Annotated in this window: 10 protein-coding genes and 1 pseudogene; 8 read left to right on the top strand and 3 right to left on the bottom strand. The window is 69.9% G+C overall.

Features of this window, described 5'->3' with window-relative positions; genetic code table 11:
- Positions 1–106: 106 nt before the first annotated feature.
- The 3 genes from gltX to ACFT9I_RS39345 form a co-directional block, all read right to left on the bottom strand.
- Positions 107–1,582 carry a glutamate--tRNA ligase gene (gene gltX, locus ACFT9I_RS39355; protein WP_382572503.1) on the bottom strand — a complete coding sequence of 492 codons (1,476 nt, stop codon included), beginning with the start codon at positions 1,580–1,582 and terminating at the stop codon, positions 107–109.
- The gene (locus ACFT9I_RS39350; protein WP_382572500.1) at positions 1,575–2,375 is read right to left on the bottom strand and encodes a fumarylacetoacetate hydrolase family protein; all 801 of its coding nucleotides are present in this window, start codon (positions 2,373–2,375) and stop codon (positions 1,575–1,577) included. The genes gltX and ACFT9I_RS39350 overlap by 8 nt, the downstream gene beginning before the upstream one ends.
- A 114-nt stretch (positions 2,376–2,489) precedes the next feature.
- Positions 2,490–2,666: a hypothetical protein gene (locus ACFT9I_RS39345; protein WP_382572498.1), complete on the bottom strand. Its 177-nt coding sequence runs from the start codon at positions 2,664–2,666 to the stop codon at positions 2,490–2,492.
- Between the two features lie 579 nt (positions 2,667–3,245).
- On the opposite strand from ACFT9I_RS39345, the gene ACFT9I_RS39340 reads away from it, so the two are divergent.
- The 8 genes and pseudogenes from ACFT9I_RS39340 to ACFT9I_RS39305 form a co-directional block, all read left to right on the top strand.
- Positions 3,246–7,211 (top strand): nitrate- and nitrite sensing domain-containing protein, encoded by a 3,966-nt coding sequence (locus tag ACFT9I_RS39340; protein WP_382572496.1) that lies wholly within the window; start codon positions 3,246–3,248, stop codon positions 7,209–7,211.
- 9 nt (positions 7,212–7,220) lie between these two features.
- Positions 7,221–7,634, top strand: coding sequence for a roadblock/LC7 domain-containing protein (locus ACFT9I_RS39335; RefSeq protein WP_023538416.1), 414 nt, complete (start codon positions 7,221–7,223; stop codon positions 7,632–7,634).
- 109 nt (positions 7,635–7,743) lie between these two features.
- Positions 7,744–8,151 carry a DUF742 domain-containing protein gene (locus ACFT9I_RS39330; protein WP_023538417.1) on the top strand — a complete coding sequence of 136 codons (408 nt, stop codon included), beginning with the start codon at positions 7,744–7,746 and terminating at the stop codon, positions 8,149–8,151.
- A complete protein-coding gene (locus tag ACFT9I_RS39325; protein ID WP_031229387.1) occupies positions 8,132–8,713 on the top strand; it encodes an ATP/GTP-binding protein in 582 nt (193 codons plus the stop codon). The genes ACFT9I_RS39330 and ACFT9I_RS39325 overlap by 20 nt, the downstream gene beginning before the upstream one ends.
- A 339-nt stretch (positions 8,714–9,052) precedes the next feature.
- A complete protein-coding gene (locus ACFT9I_RS39320; RefSeq protein WP_382572494.1) occupies positions 9,053–12,535 on the top strand; it encodes a nitrate- and nitrite sensing domain-containing protein in 3,483 nt (1,160 codons plus the stop codon).
- 10 nt (positions 12,536–12,545) lie between these two features.
- On the top strand, positions 12,546–12,959 hold the full coding sequence (locus ACFT9I_RS39315; RefSeq protein ID WP_382572505.1) for a roadblock/LC7 domain-containing protein: 414 nt from the start codon (positions 12,546–12,548) through the stop codon (positions 12,957–12,959).
- Positions 12,960–13,054: 95 nt separating this feature from the next.
- Positions 13,055–13,762: a DUF742 domain-containing protein gene (locus tag ACFT9I_RS39310; protein ID WP_382572492.1), complete on the top strand. Its 708-nt coding sequence runs from the start codon at positions 13,055–13,057 to the stop codon at positions 13,760–13,762.
- Positions 13,743–13,884, top strand: a pseudogene (locus tag ACFT9I_RS39305) (ATP/GTP-binding protein); the annotation flags it as partial. The gene ACFT9I_RS39310 and the pseudogene ACFT9I_RS39305, both read left to right, overlap by 20 nt.

The following is a 13,884-nucleotide window of genomic DNA, read 5'->3' as shown; positions in this document are numbered from 1 at the left end:
TGTTGTTTTTATGACCCTGTTGCCCCCCCGGGGGGGGTGGGTCGGGGGGCGGGGGGGGGGCGGGCGGGGCGCCCCCCACCCCCCCTTCGGCTTACGTCCGCGGGACCTACGCCGCGAGCTTCGTCAGCGTCGCGTCGATGCGGGTGAGCGTGCGCTCCTTGCCGAGGATTTCCAGGGACTCGAAGAGCGGCAGGCCCACGGTGCGGCCCGTGACCGCGACGCGGACCGGGGCCTGGGCCTTGCCGAGTTTGAGGCCGTGCTCCTCGCCCGCCACCAGGACCGCGTTCTTCAGGGACTCGGCGCTCGACCAGTCCGCGTCCGCCAGCTTCGCGCGGGCCGTGGTCAGCAGGGCCACCGGGTCGCCCTTCATCGCCTTCGTCCAGGACGCCTCGTCCTCGACCGGCTCGGGCAGGAACAGGAAGTCGACGTTGGCCGTGATGTCCGAGAGCACCGTCACGCGGGTCTGCGCGTACGGGGCGATCGCCTCGAAGGCCGTCTGGTCGAAGTCGTCCGGCGCCCAGTTGGCGTACGGGGCCCGCAGCCAGGGCGCGCAGGCCTCCATGAAGGTCTTCACGTCCAGCTGCCGGATGTGGTCGGCGTTGATCGCCTCGGCCTTCTTCAGGTCGAAGCGGGCCGGGTTGGCGTTGACGTCGGTGATCTCGAAGGCGCCGACCATCTCCTCGCGGGAGAAGACATCCTGGTCGGCGGAGAACGACCAGCCCAGCAGGGACAGGTAGTTGAGCAGCCCGTCGGGCAGGAAGCCGCGCTCGCGGTAGAGGTTGAGCGAGGCCTGCGGGTCGCGCTTGGACAGCTTCTTGTTGCCCTCGCCCATCACATACGGCAAGTGACCGAACTGCGGCACGAAGTGGGCGACGCCCAGCCCCATCAGCGCCTGGTAGAGCGCGATCTGACGGGGCGTGGAGGAGAGCAGGTCCTCGCCGCGCAGGACGTGGGTGATCTCCATCAGCGCGTCGTCTACCGGGTTGACGAGGGTGTAGAGCGGCGCCCCGTTGGCGCGGACGATGCCGTAGTCGGGCACGTTCTCCGGCGTGAAGGTCAGCTCGCCGCGGACCAGGTCGGTGAAGGTGATCGGCTCGTCGGGCATCCGGAAGCGGACGATGGAGGTACGGCCCTCCGCCTCGTACGCCGCCTTCTGCTCGGCGGTCAGGTCGCGGCAGTGGCCGTCGTACCCGGAGGGGCGGCCCGCGGCGCGGGCGGCGTCGCGGCGGGTCTCCAGCTCCTCGGTGGTGCAGTAGCAGTGGTACGCGTGGCCGGCGGCGAGCAGCTTGTCGGCGACGTCCCGGTAGATGTCCATCCGCTGCGACTGGCGGTACGGCGCGTGCGGGCCGCCCACCTCGGGGCCCTCGTCCCAGTCGAGGCCGAGCCAGCGCAGCGAGTCGAGCAGCTGCTCGTACGACTCCTCGGAGTCGCGCGCGGCGTCGGTGTCCTCGATGCGCAGGACCAGGGTCCCGCCGTGGTGGCGGGCGAACGCCCAGTTGAAGAGGGCGGTGCGGACCAGGCCCACATGGGGGTTGCCGGTCGGCGAGGGACAGAAACGTACGCGGACGGTCGCGTTAGCCACGCTTGATCACCTTGTTGGTGAGAGTGCCGATGCCTTCGATGGTGACGGCGACCTCGTCGCCGACGTTGAGGGGGCCGACCCCCGCGGGGGTGCCCGTGAGGATGACGTCGCCCGGGAGCAGCGTCATGGCCTCGGTGATGTGCACGACGAGGTCCTCGACGGAGCGGATCATGTCGCGGGTGCTGCCCAGTTGGCGCTGCTCGCCGTTGACGGTGCACTGGACGGCGAGGCCGTCACTCACGGCCGCCAGATCGATGGAGGTCTCCACCCAGGGGCCGAGCGGGCAGGAGGTGTCGAAGCCCTTGGCGCGGGCCCACTGGTTCTCGCTCTTCTGCGTGTCGCGCGCGGTCACGTCGTTCGCGCAGGTGAATCCGAGGATCACGTCCTTGACGCGCTCGCGCGGGACCTCCCGGCACATGCGGCCGATGACCACGGCCAGTTCGGCCTCGTAATGAAGGTCCTGGGAGAACGAGGGGTACTCGACACCGTCGCCGGAGCCGATCACCGAGGTGGTCGGCTTGAAGAAGACGACCGGCGTCTCGGGCACCTCGTTGCCCAGCTCCGCCGCGTGCGCCGCGTAGTTGCGGCCGACGCCCACGACCTTGTTGGGAAGCACGGGCGGGAGCAGCCGGACCTTGCTCAGCGGGACCTTGGTGCCGGAGAGCTCGAAGTCGTTGTACGGAATGCCCTTGATGATGTCGAGGACGAGGCCGGCGGCCGTACCGCCGGTGCCGTCCTCCTCGACCGCGCCGAAGGCGACATTGCCGTCGATGGAGAATCTGGCGATGCGCACGGGAAGCTGTCGCCCCTCACTTTGCTGCTGGCTGACTGACTGGAGACTGACGTCCCAGGCTAGCTTGGTGAGGGGCGGCGGCCGACGCGGTGCGGGGCCGCCGTGGGGCGTGCCCTACTGTGCGACAGGGGCGTCGATCAGCGTCGTACGGCGCGGGTTGGCCGTGCGGAGCGGCAGGTCGACGGAGTGTTCCGGCTGTACGGGCGGAAGAAGCTCCCCGGCGTCGTCCAGGTTCGCCAGCGTGGTGCGGCGGGGGTTGGCGGTGTTGCGGAACATCTTCGTCATCTTCATCGGTTGTTCTCAGACCTTGTCGGGTACGGGTGCTCAGGAGCGCCGGTTGTCGAATGTGCCATCCATGTAAAGCGTCAGGCTAAACACGTGATTCCCTGCGAAAGCCTGGATGCCGCAACGATCTCCATGTGAGTTTGCTCACGACGTGCCGGGCAATTCACCCATCACGGACAGTGGTCGAGACCGGTGGAAACGGACATTGCGCTATCGAAGCTTGCATTCCGCTCCTGATCATCAGGACTGGGGCACCCCCCACCCGCCCCGGACTCGTTCCGGTAAGTCCGCTTCCTCCCTGAACACCTTCTACCGATCGTCACGTCGCGCTCACAACGCGTCACCCAGGTCACAGCCCGGTACGCGGCCCTTGTTGGAGATCCGGCTCTGTGCTGGAATTCCACGCACCGCCGCGGGTTCATCAGGACGGCGCGTAAGGGCGCGACGCGGCGCCGAGTGGCATGCGGGGAAGGGGAGCATCGCCGGTCACTCAACGACCACCTTGGAGCGCACTCTGTGCTCCACGACGCCGACACCGTCCCGCCGTTCTGCGGGGGGACGCCTGGTCCAGAGGTTGCGACGCTAGTGCAGGGACGTTTCAAGAGGGATAGCAGCGCTGCGGCGGAGCAGGAGCCCCGCGGCGGAACCGACCGCGGCTCCTCGCCCCAGCACACCCAGAACCCGGGTCAAGGTCCGGCCGGCGAGGGTGCTGACCGGGGTGCCCAGCCCGGTGCGGCGCCCGGTGGTGACGCCCCGAACGCCGCGCCCAAGTCGGCTTCCACCGACGCGGGTTCGCGAATAGCGCTGCGCAACTGGCGCATCAGTACCCGTCTGGTGGCACTGCTCACCCTGCCGGTGGTCGCGGCCACCACGCTGGGTGGACTGCGTATCAACGAGTCCCTGAACGACAGGCAGCAGCTGGAGCACATGCAGCTGTTGACCAAGATGACCAAGGAAGCGACCAGTCTCGCCGCCGCGCTCCAGGCGGAGCGCGACGAGTCGGCGGGACCGCTCACCAACGGCGCGAACCCCAAGGACTTCAAGGTCCAGGACCGTCGCACCAAGACGGACCGGGCCAAGAAGGCCTTCCTCGGCGCCACCGTGGACATCGGGAACACCGACGGCGACCAGGCGCTGGAGTCAATCCGCGCCAACGTCAGCCAGATCGCGACCCAGGTCAACAAGATCCAGGAAATCCGCAAGGACGCGTACGACTCGGAGACCACGCACTCCCTGACGGTCGACGCCTACAGCGGTCTCATCGACTCGCTGCTGAGCCTCTCGCAGGACATGGCGCAGGCGACCAGCAACCCGGACATGATCAAGCGGACCCGCGCCCTGGCGGCCTTCTCCTCCGCCAAGGAGTACGCGTCGATCCAGCGCGCGATCATCGCCTCCGCGCTCCCCGCCGATCCCAGGGAGGCGGGCGACCTCAACGAGAACGACCGGCTCTACGGACTGGCGGCCGCCACCAAGGGCGACAACTCCCTCGCCTCCTTCGACGCGCTGTACGAGTCGATGGGCGGCAACGCCGAGGAGCTGACGGCACCGCTCAGCGGCAAGGGCAACCCCGAGATCAACGCCGCCGACGAGTACGCGCAGCGGGTGCTCGGTATCTCCGGCGGTCTGGAGGGGCGGCCGAAGCGCTCGTACCTGGACTGGACCGACCAGGCGTCCGCCAAGATCAACGCGATGAACATCATCGAGCAGACGCTGCTCGGTGAGATGGAGAACAAGGCGCGTCAGCTGCGCGAGAAGTCGCAGCAGGACGCGCTCATCAACGGTGCGCTGATCCTCGTCGTCCTCGGTGTCTCGCTGGTCGGCGCCTTCGTCGTCGCCCGCTCCATGATCCGCTCGCTGCGGCGCCTCCAGGAGACGGCCACCAAGGTCGCCCAGGACCGGCTGCCCGAGCTGGTCAAGCAGCTCTCCGAGGCCGACCCGCAGGACGTGGACACCTCCGTCGAGTCCGTCGGTGTGCACTCCAGGGACGAGATCGGCAAGGTCGCCGCGGCGTTCGACGACGTGCACCGCGAGGCGGTCCGACTGGCCGCCGAGCAGGCGCTGCTGCGAGGCAACGTCAACGCGATGTTCACCAACCTCTCGCGCCGCAGCCAGGGCCTGATCCAGCGTCAGCTGTCGCTGATCTCCGAGCTCGAGTCCCGTGAGGCCGACCCGGACCAGCTGTCCTCGCTGTTCAAGCTGGACCACCTCGCGACCCGTATGCGCCGTAACGGTGAGAACCTGCTGGTCCTCGCCGGTGAGGAGCCGGGCCGCCGCTGGACGCGCCCCGTCCCGCTGGTCGACGTGCTCCGTGCCGCGGCCTCCGAGGTGGAGCAGTACGAGCGGATCGAACTGTCCTCGGTGCCCACGACCGAGGTCGCCGGCCGCGTCGTCAACGACCTCGTGCACCTGCTCGCCGAGCTGCTGGAGAACGCGACGTCGTTCTCCTCGCCCCAGACCAAGGTGCGCGTCACCGGTCACGCGCTGCCCGACGGGCGCGTGCTCGTCGAGATCCACGACACCGGCATCGGTCTCTCCCCCGAGGACCTGGCCGCGATCAACGAACGGCTCGCCTCGCCGCCCACCGTGGACGTCTCGGTGTCGCGCCGCATGGGTCTGTTCGTGGTCGGCCGGCTCTCCCTGCGCCACGGCATCAGGATCCAGCTGCGCCCCTCCGACTCCGGTGGCACGACCGCGCTGGTCATGCTGCCCGTCGATGTCGCCAACGGCGGCAAGAAGATGCCGCCGCGCCCCGGCGTCGGCGCGCAGAACGGTGCGGGCGGACAGGCGCCCGCCGGTCAGGGCGCCCTCGGTGGCGGCGGCCAGCAGTCCGGCCTCGCCGCCGGGCTCGCGGGCGGCGCCGCAGGAGCCGGACGTCTCGCCACCCCGCCCTCACGCGGCCAGGTCGGCGCCGGTACGGGGCCCCGCGCCGCGCTGCCGGCCAGAAACGGGATGCAGAGCGGTCTGCCCACCCGGCCGCAGTCCGGTCCGCCGCAGGATCCGCAGCGCCAGGGCGCCGGTCAGGGTTCGGGACAGCCGAGCCTGTTCGGTACGAGCCCCCGCGACCAGGCCGGCGCCGGCCGTCCGGGCGCCCCGGCGGGTCCCGGCGGGCAGCAGCCGTCGGGTCCGGTGCCGCAGGCCGGAGGCCGGCTCGCCCGGCCCGGTCAGAGCCTGTCCAGCGGCCCGAACGGACGTGGCCCCGCCAACCGCGACCGCAACGCCTTCCCGCAGGGTGCGAACGCCTCGGCCGGTGGACCTCCGCCGGTCGACCGCGGCCGTCAGCTGCCGCCGCCCGGCGGACCGCGCGCCGAGCTGCCCGGGGGCAACCCGCAGCCGCCGCAGCGCCCGCAGCGTCCCGGCACCACCGCCGGGACCACCAGCTGGGGCAGCGAGCAGCAGGCCCCGCCGCAGCGGTTCGCGCCGGACGCCCCGCGCGGCCACGAGGAGCCGGAGACCACCGGTCAGTTCGCGATGCCGTCGGCCGGACAGGGCCAGGGGCCCGGCGCCACGGCCGAGTTCGCGCGCCCCGACTTCGACGGTCCGCGACCGGATCTGAACAGCGGCGTCGGTAACGGCCGCGGCAACACCGGCGGCGGCAACGGATTCGGTGACACCGGCTCCCACCCGATCCCCAACATCCCCAACATCCCCAACGTTCCCAACTCGGGCGACGTCAACGGCGGTTGGCAGGGGCAGGGCCAGGGTCAGGACCACGGGTCCACGGCCCAGTTCCCCCGCCCCGACTTCAACGCGCCCCGTCCCCCGGCACCCGCCCCCGCGCCCGGCTCACCGAACCCCGACCTCTTCGGCCAGGTCCCGCCGCCCGGACAGGGTCGTCCGGGCGCCGACCAGGGCCAGGGCCAAGGCCAGGGCTTCGGTCAGGGTCAGCAGGGCCAGGGCCGCCCCGGCTACGGCCAGAACGGCCCGAACGGTGCCGACTTCGGCGCACCGCGCCCGCCCGTCGGCGCGCTTCCCCAGCAGCCCCAGCCGGAGGCACTGCCCCCGGCCGGTCCTGGCGACGGCCGTACGCCGCTGTTCGACACGCTGGAGACGAACTGGTTCCACGGGCAGCAGAACGGCGGCCCGGCGCAGCCCGAGGCGCCCCAGGTGCCCGAGCAGCAGCAGCCGTATCAGCAGCAGCCCCCGGAGGGCCCGCCGGACCGACCGGTGTCCCCTCCTCCCCCGATGCCGCAACGGCAGCCGGCGAACGGCAACGCCAACGGCAACGGCGCCGTCACGTCCTCCTGGCGCACGTCACCCAATGACGAGCTGGTACGCCAGGCCGAGCGGGTCAAGAAGCCCGCCGCGGGCGGAATCACCACCTCAGGTCTGCCCCGTCGCGTCCCGCGTGCCAATCTGGTGCCCGGAACCGCACAGGAGCAGAGCAACCAGACCGGTCCGCAGGTCTCGCGTGCGCCAGATGACGTACGCGGCCGGCTGACCAACCTTCGCCGGGGCATCCAGCAGGGTCGTCAGGCTGGCGGCCGTACCGCCGACAGTTCGACGACCGGCAGTTTCAACCTCGGCCCCTCTCACCAGCAGGAGCGTTAGTTGAGTCCGATGAGCCAGGCGGCGCAGAATCTGAACTGGTTGATCACCAACTTTGTGGACAACACCCCCGGGGTGTCCCACACAGTGGTCGTATCCGCCGACGGCCTGCTGCTGGCCATGTCCGAAGGTTTCCCGCGCGACCGTGCCGATCAACTCGCGGCCGTCGCCTCCGGGTTGACCTCGCTGACCGCGGGGGCGTCCCGGATCTTCGAGGGCGGTCCTGTCACCCAGACCGTCGTGGAGATGGACCGCGGGTTCCTCTTCCTCATGTCCGTATCCGACGGTTCCTCACTGGCGGTGCTCGCACACCCCGACTGCGACATCGGCCTGGTGGGCTACGAGATGGCCCTCCTGGTCGACCGGGCAGGCACGGTGCTGACACCGGACCTGCGCGCCGAGCTCCAGGGGAGCCTGCTGCACTGAGGCTTCCAGGTACCGCCCACAGCGCAACCCACCGTCAGGCCGCCAACCGGCCCCACCCCGGCCCAGTCAGACGGCACGCAGACATCTTGCTGTCACGCCCGGAGGATTCATGACCCCGCCACCCGCCTCTCACGATCCGTACGGCGCCTCAGTCGACGCGTCCTACGGACTTGAGGGCGACCAGCCGTTGGTACGTCCGTACGCCATGACCGGCGGCCGGACCAGGCCGCGGTACCAGCTCGCCATCGAGGCGCTGGTCAGCACGACGGCCGATCCGGCGCATCTCGCCGGGCTGCTCCCCGAGCACCAGCGGATCTGCCATCTCTGCCGCGAGGTGAAGTCCGTCGCCGAGGTGTCGGCACTGCTGTCCATGCCGCTCGGTGTGGCGCGCATCCTTGTGGCCGACCTGGCCGAGGCCGGCATGGTGGCCATCCACCAGCCGGGTAACGGAGAGGCCGGCGGCACGCCGGATGTGACACTGCTCGAAAGGGTGCTCAGTGGACTTCGCAAGCTCTAGCGGCGGAGCGGCACGATCGACCACCTCCGCGAAGATCGTGGTGGCGGGCGGATTCGGCGTGGGCAAGACCACGTTCGTCGGCGCCGTCTCGGAGATCAACCCGCTGCGTACCGAAGCCGTCATGACCAGCGCCTCCGCCGGCATCGACGACCTCACCCACACCGGAGACAAGACCACCACCACCGTGGCCATGGACTTCGGCCGCATCACCCTCGACCAGGACCTGATCCTGTACCTGTTCGGCACCCCCGGACAGGACCGCTTCTGGTTCATGTGGGACGACCTCGTACGCGGCGCCATCGGCGCCGTCGTCCTCGTCGACACCCGCCGCCTCGCCGACTGCTTCCCCGCCGTCGACTACTTCGAAAACTCAGGACTCCCCTTCGTCATCGCCCTCAACGGCTTCGACGGACACCAGCCCTACACCCCCGACGAAGTACGCGAGGCTCTGCAGATCGGCCCGGACGCTCCCATCATCACGACGGACGCGCGGCACCGCGCCGACGCCAAGAGCGGACTGATCACCCTCGTCGAACACGCGCTCATGGCACGACTCAAGTAGACGTATCCGTACGGCAGTTGCCGTAGCAGGGGCCGGGTGTGGGCTGTGTCTTTTGACATAGCCCACCTCGGTGTTCATAACGTTTGAGAAGAGAATTCGCGCCGTTCGGTCGCCCGCCGCGTTCGGCTGGTATCGCTGTGCTCACATCAACCTCGCCTTTTGGCGGGGCTCGTTCTTTATGCCCGTTTTATCTCCGGTATGGACCACTCGGAATGGCTGATTCCCACTGTTTGGAACGGGACCGCCTCACGTGCTGGAATTCGATGAACTCCCGAGTAGTACGGCCCTGAACGAAAAACGGCACAACGTAGGTGCCGACGCCGAGAGGTTGTTGGTCGAGTGAGGCGCAGCAAGACGAGCTCCGCGGAGCAGGCGGCGCGGGGTAACTTCACCCCGCCGCGGCGTACAGCGGCGCCGCCTGCGGATGCGCCCGGGAAGCCGCCGGCACCCGGCAGCACCAGTCGTCTGTCGCCACGCAACTGGCGCGTGCCGACCCGGCTCAACGCGATCCTCCTGATACCCGTGCTCGTCGGCCTCGTCATGGGCGGTTTCCAGGTCAAGGGCTCCATCGACACCTGGCAGGAGGCGCAGGACGCGGAGCGGACCGCGCTCGTCGTCCGGGCCGCGTCCGGGTACGGCCAGGCCCTGCTCAACGAGCGCGACCTCACCGCCCAGCCCCTGCTGACGAACAAGCGCGACGACAAGGTCGTCGTGGACGCCAGGGCCACCACGGACGCCGCCAAGGCCGAGTTCGACCGCGCCGTCAAGTCCATGCCGCAGGACCAGGGCCTGGAGCGCCGGCTGCGTCTCTTCCGCGCCGAAGAGCCCAAGCTGGAGACGATCCGCAAGACGGCGTACACCGCGGGTGTCGAGACGCCCGACAAGACCGGCCGCAACGGCGGTCCGGTGGCGACCGAAGAGGGTTACGTGCTGGTCCAGCACTCCCTCATGGAGTTCTCCAACGAACTGGGCCTCGGCACCGGCAACATCACCAGCTACGGCCGCACCGTCTACGCGATCCAGCTCTCCAAGGCCGCCTCCTCGCTCCAGCGCTCCATCGGTCTGCACCTGCTGGTGCGGCCGAGCGAGAAGCCGGTGGTCCGGGAGGGCCAGTCGATCGCGTTCTCCTCGTACGCCTACCTGGAGGACATCGCGGTCGCCGAGTACGTCTCCGGCGGCACGGACGCGGACACGGCCAAGCTCCAGAAGATCATGGGCGAGAAGACCGCCGAGGGCGCCAAGAAGCTCGCGACGGCGCGGCAGCAGGCCGCGGCGGCGGGCGAGAAGTTCATCGCCCCGCCGGCCGAGAACGGCTCGGTCGTCGACGGCATGGTCGCCGCGATCGCCACCGGTGACAGCCCCTCCCAGCTGGAGGAGCGCGGCGTCACCCCGACGGCGTGGATGGCCGCGACCACCGCCAAGTTCGACGGCTACACGATCATCGAGAAGGACCTGGTCGACAACGCCGTCAGCGACGCCGCGGAGATCTCCGGCAGCGCCAGGAACGACGCGATCATCAACGGCGCGATCGTGCTGATCGCCCTGCTGGCCGCCTTCGTGCTGGCCGGGATGATGGCGCGGCAGATGAGCCGGGCCATGCGCCAGCTCCGTACGGCCGCGTTCGGCATAGCCGAGCAGCGGCTGCCGATGCTGGTCGACCAGCTGTCCCGTACCGAGCCCGGCCGCGTCGACACCCGCGTCCAGCCCATCCCGATCGACTCCAGGGACGAGATAGGCGAGGTCGCGCGCGCCTTCGACCAGGTGCACCGCGAGGCCGTCCGGCTCGCCGCCGAGCAGGCCATGCTGCGGGGCAACGTCAACGCGATCTTCACCAACCTGTCGCGGCGCAACCAGTCGCTGATCGAGGGCCAGCTGACCCTGATCACCGAGCTGGAGAACCACGAGGCCGAGCCCGAGCAACTGGAGAACCTCTTCAAGCTGGACCATCTCGCGACCCGTATGCGCCGCAACGGTGAGAACCTGCTGGTCCTCGCCGGTGAGGAGCCGGGCCGCCGCTGGAACCAGCCGGTGCCGCTGGTCGACGTGCTGCGCGCCGCGTCCTCCGAGGTGGAGAGTTACGAGCGCATCGAGCTGACCGGTGTGCCGGAGACCGACATCCACGGCCAGGCCGTGACCGACCTCGTGCATCTGCTCGCCGAGCTGCTGGAGAACGCCACGACGTTCTCGTCGCCGCAGACCAAGGTGCGGGTGACCGCGACGCGGCTGCCCGACGGCCGCGTGATGATCGAGATCCACGACAAGGGCATCGGCCTCACCGCCGAGGACTTCGCCGACATCAACCACAAGCTGGCCAACCCGCCCACCGTGGACGCCGCGGTGTCCCAGCGCATGGGCCTGTTCGTGGTCGGCCGGCTGGCCGACCGGCACGGCGTACGGGTTCAGCTGCGGCCCTCGGGCGAGCAGGCGGGCACCACGTCGCTGGTCATGCTCCCGGACGCGATCACCCACGGTGGCGGTGGCGAGCAGCCCCCGCCGGACGACTTCACGGTCTCCCAGATCATTCCGGAGCAGCAGGCCCCGGCCTTCGAGCCGGAGCAGCAGACCTTCTCGACGCCCATGCTGACGGCGGCCGAACTCGGCTTCGACGACTCCCGGTACGACGAAGGTGCGGGGGCCGGGGCGGCGAATCCGCGCAGTCTCGATCCGGTGAACCGTTCCCTCAGGCGCGACGAGCGCCGCGCGGCGCTGGGCGGTGGCAACGGCGCCGCCGCGGCCCTGCCCGGCGGTGAGCAGCCGCTCTACGGCGATCAGGTCGACGGGCAGTACCGCGAGGAGACCGACGGGCAGTACGCGCCGCAGCAGGCGTCGTACGAGCAGAACGGCTACCCCGCCCCCGAGGCCGGGCAGACGTACGGGGGCACGGGGTACGACGCGTACGCCACCCCGGACGGCTACGGGACGGGCGGCGACGGGTACCAGACGCCCGACGGATACCCGGAGCAGCAGGATCCGCTCGGCGGCACCTATACGGAAGGGGCCTACGAGGCTCCCCGGCCGGACGGTGCGGGCTACGACAACCTCTTCGCTCCCCAGGCCAACCAGGGTGGCTGGAGTGACCAGGGTGGCTACCAGGGCGGGTACGACGCGGCGCGGCAGCCCGAATCGGAATCGTCCGACGGCGCTGCGGCCGACGCCCCGGAACGCGTAGAATTCGAACGTCCGGGGCCCTCGCCGAGCGCCAGCCACGCACTGACCGGAGCGGGACTGCCGCGCCGTGGCAGCACGTCGCAGCCTCCGAAGCCGGAGTCGTGGCAGACCACCGGTGGGGACGACGGACAGCGGAACGGGCACGACAGCGGTCAGGCCGATCTCTTCGGCCGGACCTCCCCGTCGGCCGCCCCGCCGGTGGAGCCGGCACGGGCTGCCGACCAGCAGGCACAGTCCCCCGAGGCACAGCAGACGAACGAGAGCGACGAGACGTACGCACCGACAGCCCCGCAGCCGCAGAATGGGCAGAGTGAGGCGAACGGCCCCGACGACTGGCGTTCGACGAACGACGACCGCTGGCAGCGGGCCGAGAAGCTCAAGGAGCCCAAGGCCGGCGGGATCACTCCGTCGGGGCTCCCCCGCCGCGTTCCCAAGGCCAACCTGATCGAGGGAACCGCGGAGTCGACGCCGCAGAACGGCCCCCAGGTCTCGCGCGCGCCGGAGGATGTACGTGGCAGGCTGAGCAACCTGCGGCGCGGCGTCCAGCGGGGCCGTAACGCGGGGGCGGGCAACGCGGGGAACACGGGAGCGGCGGGGACGGACACGAACGGACCGGGTCGAGGCCCGGGCAGTACCTACAACCAGGAGCGTTAGTGTGAGCCCGATGAGCCAGGCGGCGCAGAATCTCAACTGGTTGATCACCAATTTCGTGGACCACACCCCCGGGGTGTCCCACACCGTGGTGGTCTCCGCCGACGGACTCCTGCTGGCCATGTCCGAGGGTTTCCCGCGGGACCGCGCCGACCAACTGGCGGCCGTGGCCTCCGGGTTGACCTCGCTGACCGCCGGGGCCTCCAGGATCTTCGAGGGCGGTCCTGTCACCCAGACCGTCGTGGAGATGGACCGCGGGTTCCTCTTCCTCATGTCCATCTCCGACGGCTCCTCGCTGGCCGTCCTCGCACACCCCGAGGCCGACATCGGCCTGGTGGGCTATGAAATGGCTCTGCTCGTCGACCGGGCGGGGACGGTGCTGACACCGGACCTGCGCGCCGAACTCCAGGGAAGTCTTCTCAACTAACAGACAGACAGTGCGTTTCGCGCCATCGCACCATAGGGTTCGGTGGCGCGACTCCACAGAACAGTTACCGGCGACCGGAGTCGGAGGAGGAAACGGTGGCAACACCCCCAGGCGGACATCCTTACGAGGGTGGCCGACAGGTCCCGGGTGAGCATGCCCGGAACCACTTCGACTCCCCCTCCGCGCCAGGCAGGAACGGCGGTCAGGGCGGGCAGTGGGACGGCGGCGGACAGCCGTATCATCCACAGCAGCAGCCGTACCAGCAGCCTCAACAGCCGTACGGACAGCAGCAGTCGTACGGTCAGGGTCAGCAACAGCCGTACGGCTCGCAGCCGTCGTACGGCCAGGGGCAGGGCCAGGGACAGCAGCAGCCGTACGGACAACAGCCCTCGTACGGCCAGCAGCCGCCCCGTATCCAGCCGGTACAGCCGAGGCGCCATCAGGAGCCGGAGCACGCCGCGCACAACCCGTTGGTACGTCCGTACGCCATGACCGGCGGCCGGACCAGGCCGCGGTACCAGCTCGCCATCGAGGCACTGGTCAGCACGACGGCCGATCCGTCCCGGCTGCAAGGGCAGTTGCCCGAGCACCAGCGGATCTGCCGGCTCTGTTTCGAGATCAAATCGGTCGCCGAGATTTCGGCACTGCTCTCCATCCCCCTGGGCGTCGCCCGGATCCTCGTAGCCGACCTGGCGGAGGCCGGACTTGTCGCCATTCATCAACCCGGCGGCGACGAGACCGCCGGGGGCCAACCAGATGTGACACTGCTCGAAAGGGTGCTCAGTGGACTTCGCAAGCTCTAGCGGCGGTGCAGCCCGCTCAACCACCAGCGCGAAGATCGTGGTGGCGGGCGGATTCGGCGTGGGCAAGACCACGTTCGTCGGCGCCGTCTCGGAGATCAACCCGCTGCGTACCGAAGCCGTCA

It is taken from the genome of Streptomyces sp. NPDC057137 (assembly GCF_042670825.1).
Lineage (GTDB): Bacteria > Actinomycetota > Actinomycetes > Streptomycetales > Streptomycetaceae > Streptomyces.
This window is presented reverse-complemented; position numbering and strand designations above follow the sequence as displayed.

Bases quoted from the DNA above. Each gene is read 5' to 3' on its own strand.
- ACFT9I_RS39345 (WP_382572498.1), bottom strand. From the start codon at position 2,666: ATGAAGATGACGAAGATGTTCCGCAACACCGCCAACCCCCGCCGCACC.
- ACFT9I_RS39335 (WP_023538416.1), top strand. From the start codon at position 7,221: ATGAGCCAGGCGGCGCAGAATCTGAACTGGTTGATCACCAACTTTGTG.
- ACFT9I_RS39330 (WP_023538417.1), top strand. From the start codon at position 7,744: ATGACCCCGCCACCCGCCTCTCACGATCCGTACGGCGCCTCAGTCGAC.
- ACFT9I_RS39315 (WP_382572505.1), top strand. From the start codon at position 12,546: ATGAGCCAGGCGGCGCAGAATCTCAACTGGTTGATCACCAATTTCGTG.